Genomic DNA, 21335 nt, shown 5'->3' with positions numbered 1-21335 from the left:
CTTTTTCCAGTTTGAATTTCAATGATAAAAATAACAATAGGAACAATTTTTGGAGTAATTTGCATCAACTATTTAGAAATATATGTTTGACAAGCAGCAAAGAAAACTGAAAAGATCGGCAAGACTCATTTCTGTACTGAGTAAATACGGATTTAAGGATATGCTGGCAAGGATGAATACAGGAAATAAGCAGGACCAGATTTCTATTGACCCGGATGAGATCATTTCTAAAGGTACAGTATATGAAAGAATAAGACTTGTGCTGGAAGAGCTTGGACCTACATTTGTAAAGCTTGGACAGACCTTCAGCAATAGGGAAGACCTGCTTCCGCCAGAACTGATCCAGGAATTACAGAGACTTCAGGATAAGGTGGATACGGTAGATATGAATGTTGAAGAAATTCTGGAAAATGAATTCAATATATCTGTCAGAGATCATTTTCAGGAAATTCAAAAAGATCCTTTGGCTACAGCATCTATTGCGCAGGTTTATAAAGCTGTTTTACTGGATGGAAGTCCTGTGATCCTTAAACTTAAAAAAGCTGATGTGCAGACCGTTATTGAAGATGATCTGCTTCTCATAAAAGACCTGGAAAAGCTGATCTCCGCCTACTCTGAAATAGGAGAAAAGCTTAATCTGAAACAGGCAATTTCTACTTTTGAAAAATCTTTGCTGGAGGAAGTTTCCCTGATCAATGAAAAGGAAAATATTCTGCATTTTGCAAGAAATTTTAAAGGAAATAAAGAAACCTATGTTCCGAAGATCTATGAAGAATATTCAAACAATAATATTCTTTGTATGGAGTTTATCGACGGTATTAAGGTGACGGATAAAGCCTCCCTTTTAGCCCATAACATTGACCCTGTAAAGGTATCGGAAGTAGGTTTAAGACTGTTTGTTTCACAGATTCTGGATTACGGGTTTTTCCATGCTGATCCGCACGCCGGTAATATTTTAGTGAAAAAAGACGGGAAAATCGTTTTTATAGATTTCGGTGCGGTAGGAAAGATCCAGCCGAATGATAAGGAAATTCTTGAAAGCTTGATCGTCAGTTTTGTGGCTAAAAATCCACATAAAATTGTCCGATACCTCAAAAAAATGGCAGTCAGTTATGAAATTCCTGATGAAAGAAGATTTGAAAATGATGTGGAAGATATCCTGAACTTTGTTCACAGCTCATCACTGCAGGATATCAATGTTCAGGTGATCATCAATAAAATGAAAGATATTCTGAAGGATAACAGGCTCTACATGCCGGATTATTTTTACCTTTTGTTTAAAGGGATCAGCCTGATAGAAGGTGTAGGGAGAACAATCAATCCTGATCTTGACATTGTGAAAAGTCTTCATCCTTATACCAGGAAAATCTTTACAAAAAAGATCAAACCAAAGAATCTTTTAAAAACCGGAATGGACCGAATGATGAATTTCACAGACAACGTAGATGAAATTCCTAAAGAACTCAGATCTGTATTACAGAAACTGGATGACAATAAATTCACGGTTTCCAGCGAAATTAAAAATATTGAAAAGACCAACCAGCTAATCAAATCCAGCATCATCAATTTAATTCTGGCCATGATTCTGGGGGCAAATATTATTGCCACAGCTATTGTTTTTGTCTCAGAATCCGGTCCGCGGATTGGTGAAATGTCTTTGGTGGCCGTTTTAGGCTTTGTATTTTCTGTTATATTAGTTTTGGTTATTTTACTGAGAGTGACCAGGAAATAAATGAATAACTGAAAATTAGAATCAGTTTTAGAGAATATACAAACTTACTTTTATAATTTTGTATCTAGGATCTGCCGACCAGCAACAAAAAATAACCTATGGAAAAACTCATTTTAATAACTTTGGCCTTCTGCAGTTCACTGTTTATAGCCCAGAAAACTCATGAAGATGGACTTTTGGGAGATTTTGACGGTAATGGAACAAAAGAATATGCCTATACCAAAGTCAGTGATTGTTCCGACGAATGTGATGGGAAATGCGAAACCACTATTTATTTCAATGATAAAAAAATAAAACCGTTTATCATTTCACCTGCTAAGAATGGTGGATTATATAACCTGGGAGACCTCAATGAAGATGGGAAAGAGGAAATAGGCTTTTATCCGGACTGGTGTACGAGCTGCTGGCACGGTTTTCTTGTTTATACTTTAAATAAAACCGGATGGAATACATTGGTACCTTCTATCTCTACCCATTGTTCACAGTGGGAAGACGGGAAATTCCCGATCAAAAAAGATCCTAAAAAGAAAGGCTATGTGATCATTACCTCAAGCATTTGGAAAGATGATGATATCAGGATTAATAGTGAAAGCGTGAAGGTGAAGTGAATTTCAGGATCAGGTGAAAGTGTTTGAGGATTTTAGAGTAAATGGGCTGAGGGTGAGTTGCTGATTGCTAGTTTGGAGTTGTTGAGTCAATGACTAGTGTCTGATATCTCATGTCCGGCATCTTGATTCTTGTTCTTTAGCCTCTAAATTTAAATACCTATCTTTGCACCATGGAAAAACTCACTTTTGCGGATTTTGACCTGCCGGTTAAAATTCTTGATGTTTTAGCGGATCTGGAACTATTCGAACCTACACCGATTCAGGAAAAGAGCATTGGCCCTATACTTTCCGGAAGAGATGTAATGGGGATCGCACAGACCGGAACCGGGAAAACATTGGCTTATCTTCTGCCCGTTCTTAAAACATGGAAATACAACAAAACTGGGAATCCTACTGTTTTGATTCTGGTTCCTACGAGAGAATTGGTGGTACAGGTAGCTGAAATTGTTGAGAAACTGACAGAAAATATTACCGCAAGGGTAATCGGAATATATGGAGGGAAAAACATCAATACGCAGAAACTTTTATTTAATAACGGATGCGATATTTTAGTAGGAACTCCGGGAAGGGTAATGGACCTAGCCATCGACAATGCGATTTCATTAAGGGAAGTACAAAAGCTGATCATTGATGAGTTTGATGAGATGCTGAATTTAGGTTTCAGACCACAACTTACCCATATTTTCGAAATGATGAAGCCGAAGAGACAGAACATTCTTTTCTCTGCTACCATGACGGAAGCGGTAGATGAAATGCTGGATCAGTACTTTGCCAGCCCGATAGAAATTTCATTGGCGAAATCAGGAACGCCTCTTGAAAAAATTGAGCAGACGGGTTACAAAGTGGAAAACTTTAATACAAAGATCAACCTTCTTGAGCATTTATTGAAGAACAATGAAGATATGTCTAAAGTGTTGATTTTCACAAACAATAAAAAGAATTCTGATCTTCTGTTTGCAAAAATTGATGAACTTTTCCCTGAGCAATTTGACGTAATTCACTCAAACAAATCACAGAATTACAGGCTTAAAGCCATGAAAAGATTTGAAAACGAAGAGATCAGAGGATTGATTACCACCGATGTAATGGCCAGAGGTCTTGATATTTCAAATATTACCCATGTTATCAACTTTGAAACCCCTGAAATTCCTGAACAGTATATCCATAGAATAGGAAGAACGGGTAGGGCAGATAAAGACGGTAAAGCAATTACTTTCGTGACTAAAAAAGAAGAAGCTTATGTTCTTGATATTGAGCTTCTGATGGACAAAGATCTTAAGTTTAATGATTTCCCTGCTGAAGTGAAAATCAATCCTAAGAAGATTGCTTCCGAAGAAGATGTGATCATCATGAAAAATCCTGCACAGGTAAAACTGTATGAAGGAGGAGGAGCATTTCACGAGAAAAAGGACAAAAACAAAAAAGAAAACTGGGGTGGACCTTCAAAAAGAAAAGCACCGAAGAAATTTGGAGCTAACAGAGCCCAGCAGAAATCGATATCAGTATCAAAATCTAAGAAGAAGAAATAAAAAAAATCCCGTTCAGGGATTTTTTTGTTTATAAATGTATTATTTCATATAAGGCTTCATAACCTTTGCCCAGATTTCATAACCTTCCGGGGTGATGTGAAGCATATCTTCCAAGAAAAGATCTTTTCTTACATTTCCGTTGGAATCTTCCATGGCTTTGGTAATATCTATGAACTCTGCGTGAGGTTCTTTTTCCATAAAAGCGGCAATCTTCTTATTCGTTTCTTTCATCTGCGGCCACAGTATTTCGCGGCTCGGCGAATATTTAATGGAAATATAGTCTACTTCAATATTCGGAAATCTTTCACGGATCTTTTTATAGAACGTTTTAAACCTTTTCACTACTACTTTAGCTTTCAGATCATGGTTGTCTGCAAAATCATTATCACCGCAGTAGATAATAATCTGTTTAGGCTGATAAGGGTCTAAAAGATCGTCAGCGAAATCATTTAGATCCGTCATTCTTGAACCTCCAAAACCCCTGTTGATAATTGTTTTATCAGGGAAATAGCGGGCAACATCTGTCCATTTTGTAAAAGAGGAGCTTCCTATCAGAAGGATGGCATCTTTTGGCGGCGTATTTTCCTGATCTGCTTTTTTGAAATTTTGAATGTCCTGCCAGAACATCGGCTTTTTTTCCTGTGAAAAGAACAGGGCAAAATACAGCAATAGAAATGCTGAAAGAATCTTCTTCATTGTAATCAATTTTAAAATATCTTATAAATGTAAAAAAAACTCTCGATAAAATCGAGAGTCTGTGTTTATCTTTTGTAGGTAACATAGGTGAGATCATCGGTACCATCACCATTCTGATCGTATGCCCCAAACAGGTGGGCCAGTTTCAGATCCTGGCTTGTAAGGATTTCCACTCTGTACCATCTTTCAGTGTCATTATCATTTTTAATGCTCATCAGCTTAGATTCTTCCGTATACGTAAACTTTCCTTCAGTTTTTCCGCTCATCTGGCATTCAAGGCCGTTTTCGGAATAATACGTATAGCTGGTATAATAATCACTTCTGAAGTGCAGAATATTTTTAGCTTCACAGTCAGAAGGCGTTTCTGTTTTAAGTACTGTTTTATTGTCTTTTCCGGAAATAGTTTCTATTTTGCTCACCTTCCAGTCTCCGCTCATCATTTCTAATTCATAGGCTTCGATATTGTCATCATCACATGAAGTTAGCGCCAAGGCTGAAAAGGCAAATAAAAGTAGCTGTTTTTTCATTTTCACAAATTTAAGAATATGCTAAAATATAAATAAATTTGAAATATCTATAATGAAATCATGCTTTTTTAAACGAATGTTTATAAATAACAGTATTTTTTATAATGAAGATAAGAGAGTGATGCTAAAATGTGAAGATTTTAGGTTACAGGAATAGTCATGTTTGAAACTTCTGCCTTTTAACGAGACATTAGGAGTACCAGACTTGCAAGCTGAATTATTAACTTAACAACTCCAAAACCAATAATCAGCAACTGATTATTCCAAACCCTAATAACTCATCTCTACAATCTTATAAGCATCCTGAGGGGTTAGTTTTTTATATTCACCCAGACCAGACCAGTTTCTGTCTGTAAACGCTTTTTCCACCCTTTCAGCAGTACCTTTGTAATCTTCCGTGTATTCTGAAAGCTTTGTTTTAATATTCAGGCTGTGGAAAAACTCTTCCATCTTTTTGATTCCAAGTTGTGCTTTTTCTTCCACAGTTCCTTCTTTAATTCCCCAAACTCTTTCAGCATACTGCGCCAGTTTCCCTTTTTTCGTTTCAAAATTATAACGGTAATGGGAAGGTGCAATAACGGCTAAAGTTCTTGCATGATCGATCCCGAAATAAGCAGTCAGTTCATGTCCCATGGCATGTACGGCCCAATCCGTGATCACTCCTTTCTGGATAAGCCCGTTCAGAGCCATCGTACAGCACCACATAAAGTTTCCGGCAGCATCATAATCAAAATCATCCGCCAAAACTTTTGGAGCTGTTTCCTGAAGACTGATCAGAATGCTTTCAGCAATTCTTTCCTGAAGATCTGCAGAAGAAGGGGCTGTCATATACTGTTCCAGAACATGCGTGTAAGCATCTGTAATTCCATTCACAATCTGGTTTTTAGGAATCGTTCTGATGACTTCAGGGTCCAATACTGAAAACTGGGGGAAAAGACCCGGTCCGCCGGAAGATAATTTTTCATTAGTTTCTCTTCTCGAAATTACATAACCTGAATTCATTTCAGAACCTGTTGCTGGCAATGTAAGAATACTTCCGAAAGGCATTCCTTCTCCTTCAAAGGTTCTTACCGAGTTTTTAAGGATTTCCCATGGCTCGCCATCATAATTAGCAGCGGCAGAAAGGAATTTAGTCCCATCGATCACAGAACCGCCACCTACAGCAAGAAGGTAGTTGATATTTTTTTCTTTGATAAAGCGTAAAGCGTTAATCAGCACTTCATATTCCGGATTGGCAGGCACGCCTCCGAATTCATATAAATCATGATCTTTCAGAGCTTCCTTTACCTGATCGTAAACACCATTGCTTTTGATGCTCCCGCCACCATAGATCATTAATATTTTGGCATCTTTTGGAACTTCACGGGAAATCTTCGCGATCTCGCCTTTTCCAAAAAGTATTTTTGTCGGATTTTTAAATTCGAAATTAAGCATTGTTCTAAATTTATTTGACCCAAATTTACGGAAAGCAATATGAAAACAGAGTTAATGAAATTTTAAAATTCCTATCGAAGTCTTTTATAATAACAATATAAATTTTACCTGTTCTGAGAGATTTATTATGATTTTCTTTACAGGGATTTAATCCGGATAGAAAAATAGGTTTTAACGCAGAGGTTATATCTATAACTATAATTTGAGGTTACAAAGGATAAATCAGCAAAATTGATTCATCGAATCTATAGCGTAAAACAAACTGTACAATCTGCTTAATCAGCAAGAATTTTAAATATAAATATGGTATTTCTACTGAGAAACGGTTTGACTACAATTCTCACTCTTAAAGTAAACACCATTATTTTTAGATTCCAGTTTCCCGGTTTTTCTGTTGATCTTTATAAAGTAAGATTCTTTAATTTCCGGACAGCCTTTAGACTTTGAGGCATACAGATACATATGTCTGTCTTCAATTTTATAGGAGCCACTCAGTTTATTGCTTGTATCTATTGTAAAGCCATAAGTTTGAACCAACAAAATAGCTTCAGGAAGATTATCAACCGTTCCGATGAAATCTCTCAGTTGCTGCTCACTAGAGAAATATACAGATCGGTCTTTTTTGCAGGCAAGAATATATGAGAAGCACCGGTTGCCTATACATTGCTGGAAGAAACCTTTCTCAGGAAGAGGCTCATTAATGGTCATGAAATCCGGCATCTGGCTCTCGTAGATCACAGCTTTTTCTGGGTCAGGATCATTGGTAAGCACTCTCCAGTAGCCATAGTCTTTGTCCGGAACAATGAACGGATACAAATGTTCCGCGGTGTCCAGAATATCCGGAATTTTTTTGAAATCGGAGGGAACTGTATTTTGGGACAGTAATAAACCCGGAATCAGAAAAGAAATGATCGAAATAATTTTCATAATTATTATTTTCTTAAATAATAGTAAGGCTGTTTAAACTATTGCAGTATAATTTTATAGTATCCTTTTTCGTCTGTTACATCAATACCTACACCTGTAAATGTTAATTTATTGATCTGATACCCATCACAACCTCCTTTAAATTCTGACGACTGTATTGAAAAATCAAAAGCTTTGACATTAGATTGGAAAGTGTAATTCTTTGTTTCATTATATGCACCCACATTTTCTAAAATAACTATATCGTCAGATGTTCTGGTTAATTGTACACCAACCTGATTTTCATCCTTGACTGAATAGGCTGTAAGTGTGCCGTTTGTGATCAGATTTTCATCATTAGAATCAACGAATTTAAAAGCTATCGTCTGGGGAGCATTATAGCAGTCTTCACCGCAGCCTGTGAAAATAAAAGCAATTAATAGGAATATGAATATATTTTTCATTGGATTAATTTCTGTGAAAAGTAAAATTAATCATTAAACCGGTGTATTCAAAATTATTATAAACTTGTATTGTTATAACAGGTCCCCAATATATAAAAGATCGGCTATAGAGCTTCTCTCACAGTAAATAGTTTTAAATAAAATTATCAAATTAATTCTCATAAAAAAAATACTTTGGGATCCTTCATTTTTTTGTCATTTGTCAATTAATTTAAAACCAAAATCCACTACATTTGTTATATGATACACGACCAACGAGCAGAAAAATTCAGGCAGATCGTGGAGAATAAATTCCAGATCTACAATTCATTATTTATGAGCCTGCCTTATGATAAAATGACGAATATCGGGATGCTTCTTCCCTTCCTTTACGAGGAAAGCCGAAACGGATATGAAGACGGCAAAACCCCTGAGGAAATTGTCGAAGAATTCTTTAAAAACCATACCGATCTCCAGACAGAGGAGCAGAAAGTAGAACTCCTTTTTAAGATCATACAGTACATCGAAAGACAGGTAGTCTTATTTGACAGTATAGAAGACGCTGCGTTTCCAAACCTTCATTCTGAGAGCGACAACGGAACGGTGACCAACCTTTTTGAACGATCATACCAGGATCATAAACTTGAAAAAGTTCGTGATAAGCTGAAGGATTTTACAGTAAAAGTAGTTTTTACAGCGCATCCGACCCAGTTTTATCCAAGCTCGGTACAGAGGATTATCCAGGATTTACGGGGAGCTATTACCGGTGATTCCGTTACCCAGATCGATATGCTTCTGCAGCAGTTAGGAAAAACACCTTTCGTTAATAAAGAAAAGCCAACTCCAATTGATGAAGCCCTAAGCATCATTTCTTATTTAAGATATGTTTATTATGATACAATCGGAGAGCTGTTTACCAAAATTAAAAAGACGTTTGGAAACGGACATTTCCATCTTCATGAAGATATTATTCAGCTTGGTTTCTGGCCTGGTGGTGACAGGGACGGGAATCCATTTGTAACCGCTGATGTTACCAAAAGAGTGGCAGAAGAGCTTCGTTCCGCAATTCTGAAATCTTATTACAGCCATTTGAAATTTATCAGAAGAAGGTTAAGCTTCAGGGGCGTATCTGAAGTATTGACGCAGTTAAGTGATGAGCTTTACGGGGCCATTTTCAACGGAAATATGATCACAGCAGAAGGTATTCTGAAAAAGGCAGATGAAGCAGAAAAAATACTGGTGAATGATCATAATTCCCTGTTTTTAGACCTTCTGGCGAATTTCAGAGACCGGGTGAAAATTTTCGGAACTCACTTTGCAACACTGGATATCCGTCAGGACAGCAGAATCCATCAGAAAGTTATTGATGAGGTTTTTGCAAAAGTATATGGTACTGTTGAGGCTAGTGAAGAAGAAAAATTCCGTAAGCTGATTCAGCTTGATCGTAAAATTAATGCAGATCAGTTTGAAGATATCGTTAAAGATACCTTATTAACGGTTTCACAGGTTTCCGAAATCCAGGATTTGAATGGACAAAGAGGGATGAACCGCTATATCATTTCGAATTCTGATGCTGTAAAGGATGTAATGAATGTATACGCATTTTTTAAAATCTGCGGATATCAGGATGAAGACATCAAAATGGATATTGTTCCGCTTTTTGAAACCATGGAAGGCCTTGCCAATTCTGAGAATGTAATGAACGAGCTTTATCAGAATCCTGTTTATAAAAAACATCTTGAAAGCAGGGGAAATCAACAGACGATCATGCTCGGCTTTTCAGACGGAACAAAAGACGGTGGATATCTGAAGGCCAACTGGGAGATTTACAAGGCTAAAGAAGTCTTAACTAAACTTTCCGTTCAGAATGGAATTAAAGTTGTATTCTTCGACGGCAGAGGCGGACCACCTGCAAGAGGAGGAGGGAAAACCCACGATTTCTATGCTTCGCAGGGAAATACCATTGCTAACAATAAAATAGAGCTGACTATCCAGGGACAGACCATCACAAGTATTTTCGGAAATAAAGAGCAGGCTAAATATAATTTTGAACAGCTTCTGACCGCCGGAGTGGAAAATGATGTCTTTAAAAACTCCAAGAAAGATCTTACAGAACAAGAAAGAAAACTGATTGCCGAGCTTGCTGATATCAGTTACAAAAAATATTCAGACCTTAAAGCTCACCCGATGTTTGTTCCTTATCTGCAGGAGATGAGTACCTTGGAATATTACGGTAAAACGAATATCGGAAGCCGCCCGTCCAAAAGAGGAAATGGTACTGAACTGAAATTTGAAGATCTTAGAGCGATTCCGTTCGTAGGTTCATGGTCTCAGCTGAAGCAGAATGTTCCCGGATTTTTCGGATTTGGATTTGCCATGCAGCAGATGAAAGAGCAGGGAAGGCTGGATGAAGTAAAAGAACTGTATAAAGGTTCTGACTTCTTTAAAACATTAGTTCTGAATTCGATGATGAGCATGAACAAATCCTATTTTCCATTGACATATTACATTAAAAATAATCCGAAATTCGGTGCATTCTGGAATGTTCTTTTTGATGAATATGTTCTTTCAAGAGATATTATGCTTGAACTTACCGGTTTCAAAATGCTACAGGAAGAAGATCCGTTGTCCAGAAAATCGGTCAAGATCCGGGAAAAGATCGTGCTTCCACTGTTGAGTATCCAGCAGTATGCACTGATGAAGATCCAGAAAGGAGAGGGAAATAAGGAAGCCTATGAAAAGCTGGTGACCAGATCATTATTCGGAAATATTAATGCGAGTAGAAACTCAGCTTAATGTATCATAGCAAACGCCTCTCGATCGAGAGGCGTTTACTTTTATTCAACCTGAATGATTGCGATATTTTCTTGACTAAAGCACATTTGTGTAATAAGGAGAGTTAAAATTATTCCTTTAAGAATTTCTCATAGAAAACCTGATCCTTCGTTTGAATTTTCAGATAATAAGTTCCCCTCGGAAAATCTTCCACTTCTATAGATTTCTGACTTCTATTTTTTCTGATCAGTTTCCCTAAATTATCATAAACCTCTAGCGACAGAATTTCACCCTCGAAAGCTACATTCAAAATATTTTTAACAGGATTCGGGAAAATGGCAAATTTTTCTTTTTTCACCATTTCAGAAGTATTCAATACCTGATTGTAAAGACTTCCAAAATTAAGAATACCATAACCCATCTGGTCTGTGTGTGCGGGATAAAGTGAAGCGGTCTGTCTCAGTTTGGTTCTCATCAGTTCCCTGCTCATGGAAGGAAAAGCCTGGATAAAACATGCTACGCCACCAGCGGCTATAGGCGTTGCAATGGAGGTTCCGTTTACTGAAGTTAAGGTGCTGTTGGTAACTGTAGCAGATGCAGTTCCTCTTGCACTTCCGTCAGGTTTTACCACACCAAGCGCATTCGGGCCATACGATGAAAACCCTGAAGAATTTCCTGTTGCATCTACTGATCCTATGCTGAATACCTTGGCATTGTCTGCAGGAGTCATTATGTAATGCCATGGCTGAAGACCTGAATTTCCTGCAGCTGCGAGCACAAAAATTCCTTTGTTGGCCGCTATTTCAGCAGCTCTTGCGATGAAAGAGGTCGTTCCATTCATATCTGAATAGCTGTAACTGTATCGGGAATCGTCAAAAACGTTATATCCAAGAGAGGCTGTGATGATATCAACTCCTTTTCTGTCTGCTTCTTCGGCTGCTTCTATCCAGTATAATTCCTCTTCCGGAACTTCACCAACAGCATTTTCACTGCGGTAAAGATAAAAATCGGCATCCGGTGCTGATCCTACGAAAGTGTTTTCGATATAGCCTCCGATGGCTCCCAGCACAGCAGATCCGTGATTGCTTATGGCAGTGCTGTACACATTGTTTGTTTTGGTGACAAAGTCATAAACAGCTTTGATCTGATTGTTGGTCCGTAATCTTTCAAAGGCAGATCCGGTATCTACATAAGGAAAGCCCGCATCGATAACTGCAATGGAAATTCCTGTTCCTGTAAATCCGGCAAGGTGAAGAGGTCTTATATTGATCTGATCGATCTGTGCAGAGCCTGAACCGTAATCAAAGACGGTCAGAGTCTTTTGAACGTCGGAAGAAGAATTCCATTTATTCTGATGGGCAGCTTTAGGAACAGAAGTACTGTTTCTGGCGAAACTTCCTACCGATGATACATAAGGCTGTGCCTGTAAAATTGCTATTTGAGCCGGAGTAGCATTTACAGCAGCGCCGTTAAGCCATTTGGAATAATCTGTAACAGTAAAACCGAGGTTCTGAAGATTTTGGATATAAGACTGTTCAATGGGAGCATCCTGATCATTCAGCGGAATACCCAGTGAAGTGCGTCTGTTAAGAGATTTTTGGGTCAGTTCTGAAAGCGGATTGGCATAAAAAGCAGCTTTATTCGGTTTGCCCGTAAAATAAACAAAAACAAGCTCCGTCTGAGCATTTATGGTAGAGTAACCCACTAAAAGACAAAAGAGTAAAAGTTTTTTCATAAAGTTATTTTCTATAAAGATAAAACAAAATCAATAAAATTTTTGATAGGATTTTAAATTCCTTATTTTTACACAAATATTTATTTATGAAAAAAATTCAGATGGTTGACTTGCAAAGTCAGTATTACAAAATAAAGAATGATGTAGATAATGCAGTTTTAAATGTAATGGATTCTGCGGCTTTTATCAACGGTCCTGAAGTAAAGTCTTTCCAGAATGAATTGGAATCTTATTTAGATGTAAAGCATGTGATCCCGTGTGCTAACGGAACGGATGCTTTGCAGATTGCGCTGATGGCTTTGGATCTTAAAGAAGGAGACGAAGTGATCACCGCAGATTTTACTTTTGCTGCTACAGTAGAAGTTATTCATCTGCTTAAACTGAAATCAGTGCTGGTAGATGTAGATTACGATACATTCACCATTTCTACTGAAGAAATTAGAAAAGCAATTACCCCGAAAACAAAAGCAATTATTCCGGTACATATCTTCGGACAGTGTGCCAATATGGAAGAAATCTTAAAAATTGCAGAAGAACATAATCTTTATGTAATTGAAGACAATGCACAGGCAATTGGTGCTCAATATACGTTCTCTGATGGAACTGAGAAATATGCAGGAACAATGGCAACTGTAGGAACCACTTCATTCTTCCCCTCTAAAAATTTAGGCTGCTATGGTGATGGTGGGGCTATTTTTACCAATAATGATGAACTGGCACACCGTTTAAGAGGAATTGTTAATCACGGAATGTATGAAAGATATTATCATGATGAGGTAGGAGTGAACTCAAGGTTAGACAGTATTCAGGCTGCCGTTTTAAGAAAGAAACTTCCTCACCTGGATTCTTACAACGAGGCGAGAAGAAAAGCTGCTGATTATTATGATGAAGCTTTTGCCGGACATGCAGATATCTTAACGCCGGAAAGATCGGAAAATTCAACGCATGTATTCCATCAATATACTTTGAGAATCCTGAATGGAAAGCGTAACGAACTTCAAAAATTCCTTACAGAAAAAGAAATTCCTGCAATGATCTATTATCCAGTAGCCTTGAGAAAGCAGAAAGCATATTATCAGGAAAGCAATGATGCGGATTTTGTGAATACAGATAAGCTTTTGGATCAGGTAATATCTCTGCCAATGCATACGGAACTGGATGAAGAGCAGCTGAAGTATATTACGGATGCTGTGTTGGAGTTTATGAAATAAAAATATGCTTCAAAGCAAAAGAAGACTTAAGAAACACAACGATTAAAAAATAATAATAAAAATGGCAGTACTTGTTACAGGAGGGCTTGGATATATAGGTTCCCACACAGTAGTAGAACTTATCAATAATGGTTTTGAAGTTATTATTGTAGATGATTTATCCAACTCCGAAAAGTTTATTTTAAAAAACATTGAAGAAATTACAGGTAAGAAACCCATTTTTTATCCTTTTGATTTAAAGAGAAGGGAACTTCTATCCCAGGTTTTTGATGCACATCAGATTGAAGGATGCATCAATTTTGCAGCTTCCAAAGCAGTTGGAGAAAGCCAGGTAAAACCGGTAGATTATTATGAAAATAATTTATTCACCCTGATCAATATTCTTCAGGAATTTAAAGAAAGAGGAGTCTCTAATTTTATATTCAGCTCTTCTTGTACGGTATATGGACAGGCGGAGAAGATGCCTATCGACGAAAATACACCGTTAAAGCTTCCTGAAAGTGTTTACGGTAAAACAAAGCAGATGGGAGAAGAAATTCTGATTGATTTTGCAAAAGCTTATAACAGAAGGATTTCTCTCCTAAGATACTTTAATCCGATAGGTGCTCATCCGTCAGGGAAATTGGGTGAATTGCCATTAGGTGTTCCTAATAACTTAATTCCTTATCTTACCCAAACAGCAGCCGGAATCCGCGAAAAACTGAATATCTGGGGTGATGACTATGATACAGCAGATGGAACAGCGATTCGTGATTACATTTACGTTGTTGACCTGGCTAAAGCCCACGTAAGTGCGCTGAAAAGATTACTGGAGAGCAGCGAAGAAACAATGGTTGACATCTTTAATTTAGGAACAGGAAAAGGCTCATCCGTACTGGAAGTTATAAAGGCTTTTGAAACGGCTAACGATGTGAAAATCCCTTACCAGATCTGTGCTAAAAGAGAAGGGGATATTACCGTTGCCTATGCTAATGCTGACAAAGCTGAAAAAGAGCTTCACTGGAAATCTGAAACTTCATTAGAAGAATCTTTAAGAACAGTCTGGAAATGGCAGCAGTATCTTGATTCCAGGACGGTTTAAAATAAGAACTTAAAAATAAATATTAATACAAAATCTTTTCCCGCAATATGAGCCTTCGTTTTAAAAGAATAACTGTTGTAAGGGAATTTTAATTGACATTATTATGAAAACACAAAAAATAGGTATTACATTTTCTTCATTTGATCTGCTTCATGCAGGACACATCAAAATGCTTGAAGAAGCTAAAACAGTTTGCGATTATTTAATTGTAGGGCTTCAGATCGATCCGTCTCATGACCGTCCGAATAAGAACAGGCCTACACAGACCATTGTAGAAAGATACATCCAACTGAAAGCTGTAAACGCAGTAGACGAGATTATTCCTTACTACACAGAAGAAGACCTTGAAGATATTTTAAAGTCTTTCGTCATTGATGTGAGGATTATCGGTGATGATTATATGGACAGAGATTTCACCGGAAAAAAATATTGTGAAGAGAAGGGCATTGAAATCTTTTATAACAAAAGGGATCATAGATTTTCTTCCAGTGATTTGAGAAAACGAATTTATGAAGCGGAAAAGGAAAAATTTTCAAAAGCTGAAGCATTAAAATAAAAAAATCCCGGAAAATATTTTCCGGGATTTTTTCTGTATTATATTGGAGCTTGCTGGTCGTCGCCTGCTGCATTGGAGTTGATATCTTTTTTTCTTTTAGGTTGCTCTACCTTCTCACCCTGCTTAAACCTGTAGGTAAGAGAAACTGAGAACTGTCTCGGTTGCCATTGCATATAAGAATCTCTTACGCTGTTTGCTGTATATGTTGTAGATCTCATCGCTCTGGTATTGAAAATATCTTGAACGTTAAATGCTAAAGTTCCGTCACCTTTCCAAATTGTTTTAGATGCACCGAAACTGATGGCATACATATCTTTTCTATCCTGATAAGCAGTTTTTTGGCCTCCTCTGTAGAATCCTTGTAGTTGAAAACTGAATGTTTTATCAACTTTAACCGTTGAAGTAAGTCTTGCTCTTGTGGAAAAACCCTTACCGTTAAAATCAGCAACAGCCTGAATGGGATTGCCGTCTTTATCAAAGGTGTCATATAGAGTGCTACCTTTTGTATTGTAACCAAACAGATCTACATTTCCTAAGAATTTCAACCAACTTGTTGCATCCCAGTTAAAGTTTAAATCTAAACCGAAACGGTCATCTGTACCCAGATTAATAGGTTTTGTATGAGATACAATACGTTCACGTTCATTTAGATCTGTATCAATATATTTTTCCTTGAGATTGAATACTAACATTTTTGTATCATCAGTCTGATGTCTGTAATATAATGTTGGATTGATTATAAATTTCTTTTTTGAAATGCTATAACCAAATTCAAAAGAATCTACATATGATGGATTAAGATCAATATTTCCGTCAAAAATATTTTGGTTATCACTATAATTCGGGTTAGGAATCATAAAGAAAGATCTTGGGCGGTCAATTCTTCTTGTGTAGTTTACCAACAACTGATTATCCTTTGCAAATTCATAACTTAAATAAACACTTGGAAATAAGTTATTGTAATTTTTAGTGGTAAGAATCGGTTGTTTCGTAGGGTCAAGATTTTGATAATTAATATCTACTTTAGATAATTCATCCCTTAATCCTAACTGATATCCTAATTTACCTATTTTACTTTTAAACTGTAAATAAAAAGCATTGAAAGTCTCTTTATATGTCGCATCATAAGTATATGGTTTAAGGAAGCTTAAAATAGGTGCTGAAACAGTACTCTGTAGAACATCATTACTGTAATCGTTCGTGTTGATGTCTATCCTGTAACCCGCCTCTAATTTCGAATTTTCACCGATCGGTAATTCGTAGTCAGCTTTACCTATAACAGCTTTATTAATGGTGTTCTGGTTAACCACATTTTTAAGTAAAAATGCCCCATTTTGAGTCTCATCAACATTTGTATCATTATAGGATCTGCTTCTTTGCAAGCTTAATGATAGAAATAGATTTTGACCTTTATCATCAAATTTATGATCTAAACCAAAATCTCCCTGAAAGGCTAAATTATTATTAGTTCCAAAAGTGGTTCTATTAGAAATACCATTCGGATCTGTGAAATAAGAATATTTATAATCAATATTTCCAAAATTTTCACTATCAAAAGTTCTTACAGTTCCTGATGCGTTTACTGAAGTTTTTTCAGAAATATCATAAACGATACCTGCAGAAGCGTTATAGTTATTATTTTTACTTTTAGTTTCAGAGTCCTGGTTTCTGATAACTAAATCATTACTTTTTACTGCATTAGTAAAATAATCATCTGTTCTGTTAGTGTTTTTTGATTCTCTGTAACCTCCGCCGCCATTTAGAAACCATGTAAAGTTTCCTTTTCTCCAGTTAAGGTTGGCATTCAGGTTGGTTTGAGGAAGATAGCCTAAAGTTCCGATAACACTACCGTTAAAACCGGTCTTCTTGCTTTTCTTTAAAATAATATTCAAAATACCGGCAGTACCGCTCGCCTCAAATTTAGAAGAAGGGTTGGTAATTACTTCAATTCTGTCGATCTGATCTGCAGGAATACTTTGAAGCGCATTAGCTCCATCATCAATCCCAAGGAGAGCTGAAGGTTTTCCGTTGATCAGGAATTTCACATTAGAGCTTCCTCTCATCGAAACAGTACCGTCAGTATCCACAGAAACAGAAGGAACATTAGAAAGGACATCCTGAAGATTTCCGCCTTTACTTACAATATCCTGTGAAGGATCATAAGTTCTTTTATCAAGCTCAACTTTATAAGGTTTTGTAGCTGCTGCAGTGATCACCACACCTTGTATTTCCTGGGTTTTGCCATCCAGAGTAGTGGTAGCTTCTGGCTGTATGGATAGGGCACCAATATTTCCAGGACCTGCAATACTTTTATTGACTATGCTTTTTTTGTAGTCAATTGCTTCTACTGTAATGTCGTAATTTCCAGGTACCAGTTCCAGCTTGTACTGTCCTTTTTCATCGGTCAATACTGCATCGCTTAATGTCTTGTTCGCTTTATTGCTGAACGTCACAGAAGCATAAGGAACCGGCTGGTTGCTTTTGTTGACAATCATTCCCGTAACGCCTGCCTTGTCCTGGGCAAATGCCATTGCAGCTGCCGAAAGTACAAACGTGAGGGCTAACGTTTTTTTTGTGAGAATGTTGACAATTTCCGTCTGATTCATAAGGTATTTTTTGTGTAAAATCGTAAAGTATAAACCTTAATATTATGAAATCATGAATTGGGTCTGATTTCGGATATTATGATTTATGTATTTATTTATAGATGTATAAGTCGTATATGAGAGTTAAATGTTAATTGTTATATTGTTAAATAAAAGTTAAATATTTTTTTTATTTTATATTCTTTGAATTCAGCCAGTCCTGATAAGCTTTTGCATTGATAGCATGCTCTTCCGCACTTGCTGTAAACTTATGATAGCCAAATCTTGCAGGATCAGCACACATAAATATGTAATTGTTGTTTTCCGCACTTAAAACCGCATCTACAGAACTTTTATCTACCACGCAGATAGGGCCCGGAGGAATTCCGGCATTAGCATATGTATTGTATGGTGATGGTGTAGACAAATGCTTATATAATACTCTTTTGATCGGCTCTTTAAAATTAGTCTGTTGGTTAATTGCATAAATTACAGTAGGGTCAGACTGTAGCTTCATTCCTTTTCTGTAACGGTTCAGGTACAGTCCCGCGATTGTTTTCATTTCATCCTTTTTCCCTCCTGATTCTTTATAGACAATAGATGCCAGTGCATAGATCTGATCTCTGGTCAATCCGGATTGCTGTTCCTTATTTTTTCTTTCGCTTGTCCAGAATTCATTGTACTGTTCATCAAACTTTTTGAAGAATTCCCTTGGGCTTACCGTCCAGAAAAAATTATAAGTGTCGATGAAAAAATATTTCTTTAAATCCTCTGCATTTTTATAACCTTTTTCCACGGCCACCTGATTTAGGTCACTGACAAAATGTAAAGAGTCCAGCTCTGTTTTTTTTGTGACTTTTCCAATCATTTGGTACATATCTCCAAAATCGCCTATTCTGAAGCTGTTTTCAGATTGGTTACCCGCCTTGATCATATTTACAAGATTGGTGTTGCCTGCACCTGATTGAAAGTGATAGCGGCCCGGCTTGAAAAATTTATCGAGATTTTTATCCCTGGCAACCGCTTCAAAAGCTTCCTTATCTTTTACATATGGACCCACTGAATCAAGAATCTGCTTGAAATCAGCTTTATGAGGAATAAGAACATATCCGTCTTTTTCTACGTTGTTTCCATAATATTTATTATAAAATCTCAAACCAAAAAATCCTGCCGCTCCAACAATAATAAGAGCGATAATGAGAACAGTTTTTTTCATTATTAAAAATTTGATTAAAAGTTTAGTTTTTAAATAAGATCTATTTTACCTCTAAAAACTTGCTTTGCAGGACCTTCAAGCCAAATATTTTGAAAAGAATTTCCTTTTTTTTCAGCATGAACCTTAAGATTGCCTCCTAAAGTTTTAACTTTTACAGAGATTAGATTATTTTTTTGAAGAAAAGTTAAAGCAGAAGCTGTAACTCCTGTTCCGCAGCTGTAAGTTTCATCCTCAACGCCTCGTTCATAGGTTCTTACAAAAATTTCATCATCAGTAATTTTTTCAACAAAATTCACATTGATGCCGTTTTCCTTATAATTTTCTGAATTTCTTATGCCATGACCTGCTGCGAAAACATTATAATTAACCAGATCTTCCACATATTTCACATAATGAGGCGATCCTGTATTCATTACCGTATCTTCTCCGTCTGCGGAAATGGTATCCACATCAATCATCTTTAATTTGATGATACCGTTATGGATCTCTGCTTCATGCTCACCGTCTGTAGCAATGAACTTACATTTGTCCTCGAAAATATCTAAAAAGAAAGCAAAGGCCACAAGACATCTTCCGCCATTTCCGCACATCGTACTTTCACCCCCATCAGAATTATAATATACCATTTTGAAATCATAGGTATTATCATTTTCCAGAAGGATAAGTCCGTCCGCACCGATTCCGAAACGTCTGTCACATAATTTTTCAATAAGATCTTTCTCCTTAGGGAACTGCAGATCACGGTTGTCAATCATTACAAAATCATTCCCAGTCCCTTGATATTTATAAAATTCCATATTTTTAGTCTAAAATTAACAAGCAAAATTAATATATTTAAAATGAAAAACGAACAGTGTTAGCTGTCCGTTTTCTTATTTATAATCGTTTTATCTAAATCCGCCTCCGCTCGACTGCCGTCTTGTGGGGCTGCTGTTTTGCTGAGTGTTACTCTGCGTGCTTGTACTTCCCCTGAACCCACCGGAAGATTCTGTTTTGGTGTTGTTCCTGTTCTGGTTTTGGTTGTACTGTTGCGTATTTCTGAAACCTCCGCTGTTATTCTGATTATTTCGATTTCCCTGATTATTCTGAGAGTTTCCGCCTGAATTTCTAAAGCCTCCGTTGTTCTGGTTGCTTTGTGGTCTCTGGCTGTTATTAGAGTTGGTATTGCTCGGATTTCTGAATCCGTTATTACTGCTGTTGTTTCTTGTACCTGTTCTGTTATTGTTAAACCCGTTGTTATTGTTAGTACCAGTATTCTGGAATCCGTTATTAGGTCTCTGCGAAGTTATCGTAGTTTTTCTTTCAACATATACTTTTCTTCGGCTGTCCCCTGAATTATAGTAATAATAAGGCACCCCATTATCATAATAATAATTGACATCGTTTCTGTAGTAATAGCCGTCATTCCCATAATAACCGCCGTTTCCGTAATATCCGGAAGGAGCATAGTAATATCCGTTATTATAATACGGATCTCCATAGCCACCATTATTTGCATATCCGTCACTATAAGCCAAACATGATGTTAAACTGCTGATAGCTACGATACTGAATGCTATTTTAAATAAATTTTTCATGACTTTATTGTACTTTTTTCTTTTAAACTTTTTTTCCAATTGAGGTATCCTAAGATAGCCATTATAGTAAATACCAAATATTGAACCGAAGTGATTCCAAGTTCCTTAAAAATCATCATGGGGATGCAAATAAGATCTCCGATGATCCAGAAAATCCAGTTCTCAATGCGCTGTTTGGCCATAAACCACATGCCTACTAAAAATATAGAAGTTGTAATTACATCCAGCCAATTCGCCCAATCCAGATGATACAATCCTAAGCTGGTGCCTTCCATGGAAAATGTATTGTCAATATAAGGTTTGTAATAATAAATAAGGGTGACGAGCGCAAGGCTTAAGATAAACAGAACGCCTGCGAACATTCTTTCTTTGTTTGTTGCCCAGCTCACATCTACATGAACGTGGTCTTCAGAATTTTTTGACCATAAGATCCAGCCGTAAATACTCATTGCTGTATAATATACATTAATCATACAATCTCCGAGCAGGCCAAAATTAAAAAGAATATAAACATAGATCAGCGTAGAGATGATACCGGTAGGATATACCCAGATATTCTTTTTAATTGAAAAATAGACACTCAAAATTCCGAAAAATGTACCGGTGGCTTCCAGTAGAATTTGTAGACCACTGTAGTTTTCATACGGCTTTACAAAAAGATCATATAAATTCATGTGATCAAAAATAAACAAAAATTAGCACTTTTGGAAATAAATTAAATAAT

Annotated in this window: 18 protein-coding genes; 7 read left to right on the top strand and 11 right to left on the bottom strand. The window is 36.7% G+C overall.

Going from position 1 to position 21335, the window contains the following annotated elements; all coding sequences use genetic code 11:
• The first annotated feature begins 82 nt into the window (after window positions 1–82).
• The 3 genes from J2T03_RS06080 to J2T03_RS06070 all read left to right on the top strand — a co-directional run bounded on the left by J2T03_RS06080 (window position 83) and on the right by J2T03_RS06070 (window position 3869).
• Window positions 83–1732, top strand: a complete 1650-nt coding sequence (locus tag J2T03_RS06080) for an ABC1 kinase family protein (protein ID WP_306845763.1) — start codon at window positions 83–85, stop codon at window positions 1730–1732.
• A gap of 98 nt (window positions 1733–1830) precedes the next feature.
• Window positions 1831–2340, top strand: a complete 510-nt coding sequence (locus tag J2T03_RS06075) for a hypothetical protein (protein ID WP_307210062.1) — start codon at window positions 1831–1833, stop codon at window positions 2338–2340.
• Window positions 2341–2510: 170 nt separating this feature from the next.
• Complete coding sequence (locus J2T03_RS06070; protein ID WP_306845767.1) at window positions 2511–3869, top strand: DEAD/DEAH box helicase; 1359 nt, start codon at window positions 2511–2513, stop codon at window positions 3867–3869.
• 39 nt (window positions 3870–3908) lie between these two features.
• Here J2T03_RS06070 and J2T03_RS06065 read toward each other — a convergent pair whose 3' ends face one another.
• The 5 genes from J2T03_RS06065 to J2T03_RS06045 form a co-directional block, all read right to left on the bottom strand.
• On the bottom strand, window positions 3909–4565 hold the full coding sequence (locus J2T03_RS06065; RefSeq protein WP_307210061.1) for a GDSL-type esterase/lipase family protein: 657 nt from the start codon (window positions 4563–4565) through the stop codon (window positions 3909–3911).
• Between the two features lie 65 nt (window positions 4566–4630).
• Complete coding sequence (locus J2T03_RS06060) at window positions 4631–5092, bottom strand: lipocalin family protein (protein WP_306845770.1); 462 nt, start codon at window positions 5090–5092, stop codon at window positions 4631–4633.
• Between the two features lie 270 nt (window positions 5093–5362).
• Window positions 5363–6526 (bottom strand): iron-containing alcohol dehydrogenase, encoded by a 1164-nt coding sequence (locus tag J2T03_RS06055; RefSeq protein WP_307210060.1) that lies wholly within the window; start codon window positions 6524–6526, stop codon window positions 5363–5365.
• A gap of 312 nt (window positions 6527–6838) precedes the next feature.
• On the bottom strand, window positions 6839–7453 hold the full coding sequence (locus J2T03_RS06050; RefSeq protein WP_306845774.1) for a hypothetical protein: 615 nt from the start codon (window positions 7451–7453) through the stop codon (window positions 6839–6841).
• Between the two features lie 38 nt (window positions 7454–7491).
• A complete protein-coding gene (locus J2T03_RS06045; protein ID WP_307210059.1) occupies window positions 7492–7896 on the bottom strand; it encodes a hypothetical protein in 405 nt (134 codons plus the stop codon).
• 240 nt (window positions 7897–8136) lie between these two features.
• On the opposite strand from J2T03_RS06045, the gene J2T03_RS06040 reads away from it, so the two are divergent.
• Complete coding sequence (locus tag J2T03_RS06040) at window positions 8137–10671, top strand: phosphoenolpyruvate carboxylase (protein ID WP_307210058.1); 2535 nt, start codon at window positions 8137–8139, stop codon at window positions 10669–10671.
• 109 nt (window positions 10672–10780) lie between these two features.
• Here the strand turns inward: J2T03_RS06040 and J2T03_RS06035 are convergent, their stop codons facing one another.
• Window positions 10781–12385 carry a S8/S53 family peptidase gene (locus tag J2T03_RS06035; RefSeq protein WP_307210057.1) on the bottom strand — a complete coding sequence of 535 codons (1605 nt, stop codon included), beginning with the start codon at window positions 12383–12385 and terminating at the stop codon, window positions 10781–10783.
• Window positions 12386–12471: 86 nt separating this feature from the next.
• Here J2T03_RS06035 and J2T03_RS06030 point away from each other — a divergent pair, with 86 nt between their 5' ends.
• The 3 genes from J2T03_RS06030 (at window position 12472) to J2T03_RS06020 (ending at window position 15233) form a co-directional block, all read left to right on the top strand.
• Window positions 12472–13596: a DegT/DnrJ/EryC1/StrS family aminotransferase gene (locus J2T03_RS06030; RefSeq protein ID WP_306845782.1), complete on the top strand. Its 1125-nt coding sequence runs from the start codon at window positions 12472–12474 to the stop codon at window positions 13594–13596.
• A 61-nt stretch (window positions 13597–13657) separates the two neighbouring features.
• Window positions 13658–14677: a UDP-glucose 4-epimerase GalE gene (gene galE / locus J2T03_RS06025; protein WP_307210056.1), complete on the top strand. Its 1020-nt coding sequence runs from the start codon at window positions 13658–13660 to the stop codon at window positions 14675–14677.
• Between the two features lie 103 nt (window positions 14678–14780).
• Entirely contained in the window at window positions 14781–15233 is a 453-nt protein-coding gene (locus J2T03_RS06020) for an adenylyltransferase/cytidyltransferase family protein (protein WP_306845784.1), read from the top strand.
• 38 nt (window positions 15234–15271) lie between these two features.
• Here the strand turns inward: J2T03_RS06020 and J2T03_RS06015 are convergent, their stop codons facing one another.
• The 5 genes from J2T03_RS06015 to pnuC form a co-directional block, all read right to left on the bottom strand.
• Window positions 15272–17839, bottom strand: a complete 2568-nt coding sequence (locus J2T03_RS06015) for a TonB-dependent receptor domain-containing protein (protein WP_307210054.1) — start codon at window positions 17837–17839, stop codon at window positions 15272–15274.
• A gap of 169 nt (window positions 17840–18008) precedes the next feature.
• Window positions 18009–19034: an endolytic transglycosylase MltG gene (mltG, locus tag J2T03_RS06010; protein WP_306845787.1), complete on the bottom strand. Its 1026-nt coding sequence runs from the start codon at window positions 19032–19034 to the stop codon at window positions 18009–18011.
• Window positions 19035–19063: 29 nt separating this feature from the next.
• Window positions 19064–19831, bottom strand: a complete 768-nt coding sequence (gene dapF / locus J2T03_RS06005; protein WP_307210052.1) for a diaminopimelate epimerase — start codon at window positions 19829–19831, stop codon at window positions 19064–19066.
• A 90-nt stretch (window positions 19832–19921) separates the two neighbouring features.
• Window positions 19922–20611: a hypothetical protein gene (locus J2T03_RS06000; protein ID WP_306845789.1), complete on the bottom strand. Its 690-nt coding sequence runs from the start codon at window positions 20609–20611 to the stop codon at window positions 19922–19924.
• On the bottom strand, window positions 20608–21285 hold the full coding sequence (pnuC, locus tag J2T03_RS05995; protein ID WP_306845791.1) for a nicotinamide riboside transporter PnuC: 678 nt from the start codon (window positions 21283–21285) through the stop codon (window positions 20608–20610). The genes J2T03_RS06000 and pnuC overlap by 4 nt, the downstream gene beginning before the upstream one ends.
• Between the last annotated feature and the right edge of the window lie 50 nt (window positions 21286–21335).

This window comes from Chryseobacterium lathyri, from assembly GCF_030812195.1.
GTDB lineage: Bacteria > Bacteroidota > Bacteroidia > Flavobacteriales > Weeksellaceae > Chryseobacterium > Chryseobacterium lathyri_A.
Note: the sequence above shows the minus strand (reverse complement) of the source record. Positions and strands in the feature narration are given on the sequence as shown.

Bases quoted from the DNA above. Each gene is read 5' to 3' on its own strand.
- J2T03_RS06080 (WP_306845763.1), top strand. From the start codon at position 83: ATGTTTGACAAGCAGCAAAGAAAACTGAAAAGATCGGCAAGACTCATT.
- J2T03_RS06075 (WP_307210062.1), top strand. From the start codon at position 1,831: ATGGAAAAACTCATTTTAATAACTTTGGCCTTCTGCAGTTCACTGTTT.
- J2T03_RS06070 (WP_306845767.1), top strand. From the start codon at position 2,511: ATGGAAAAACTCACTTTTGCGGATTTTGACCTGCCGGTTAAAATTCTT.
- J2T03_RS06065 (WP_307210061.1), bottom strand. From the start codon at position 4,565: ATGAAGAAGATTCTTTCAGCATTTCTATTGCTGTATTTTGCCCTGTTC.
- J2T03_RS06060 (WP_306845770.1), bottom strand. From the start codon at position 5,092: ATGAAAAAACAGCTACTTTTATTTGCCTTTTCAGCCTTGGCGCTAACT.
- J2T03_RS06055 (WP_307210060.1), bottom strand. From the start codon at position 6,526: ATGCTTAATTTCGAATTTAAAAATCCGACAAAAATACTTTTTGGAAAA.
- J2T03_RS06050 (WP_306845774.1), bottom strand. From the start codon at position 7,453: ATGAAAATTATTTCGATCATTTCTTTTCTGATTCCGGGTTTATTACTG.
- J2T03_RS06045 (WP_307210059.1), bottom strand. From the start codon at position 7,896: ATGAAAAATATATTCATATTCCTATTAATTGCTTTTATTTTCACAGGC.
- J2T03_RS06040 (WP_307210058.1), top strand. From the start codon at position 8,137: ATGATACACGACCAACGAGCAGAAAAATTCAGGCAGATCGTGGAGAAT.
- J2T03_RS06035 (WP_307210057.1), bottom strand. From the start codon at position 12,385: ATGAAAAAACTTTTACTCTTTTGTCTTTTAGTGGGTTACTCTACCATA.
- J2T03_RS06030 (WP_306845782.1), top strand. From the start codon at position 12,472: ATGAAAAAAATTCAGATGGTTGACTTGCAAAGTCAGTATTACAAAATA.
- galE (WP_307210056.1), top strand. From the start codon at position 13,658: ATGGCAGTACTTGTTACAGGAGGGCTTGGATATATAGGTTCCCACACA.
- J2T03_RS06020 (WP_306845784.1), top strand. From the start codon at position 14,781: ATGAAAACACAAAAAATAGGTATTACATTTTCTTCATTTGATCTGCTT.
- J2T03_RS06015 (WP_307210054.1), bottom strand. From the start codon at position 17,839: ATGAATCAGACGGAAATTGTCAACATTCTCACAAAAAAAACGTTAGCC.
- mltG (WP_306845787.1), bottom strand. From the start codon at position 19,034: ATGAAAAAAACTGTTCTCATTATCGCTCTTATTATTGTTGGAGCGGCA.
- dapF (WP_307210052.1), bottom strand. From the start codon at position 19,831: ATGGAATTTTATAAATATCAAGGGACTGGGAATGATTTTGTAATGATT.
- J2T03_RS06000 (WP_306845789.1), bottom strand. From the start codon at position 20,611: ATGAAAAATTTATTTAAAATAGCATTCAGTATCGTAGCTATCAGCAGT.
- pnuC (WP_306845791.1), bottom strand. From the start codon at position 21,285: ATGAATTTATATGATCTTTTTGTAAAGCCGTATGAAAACTACAGTGGT.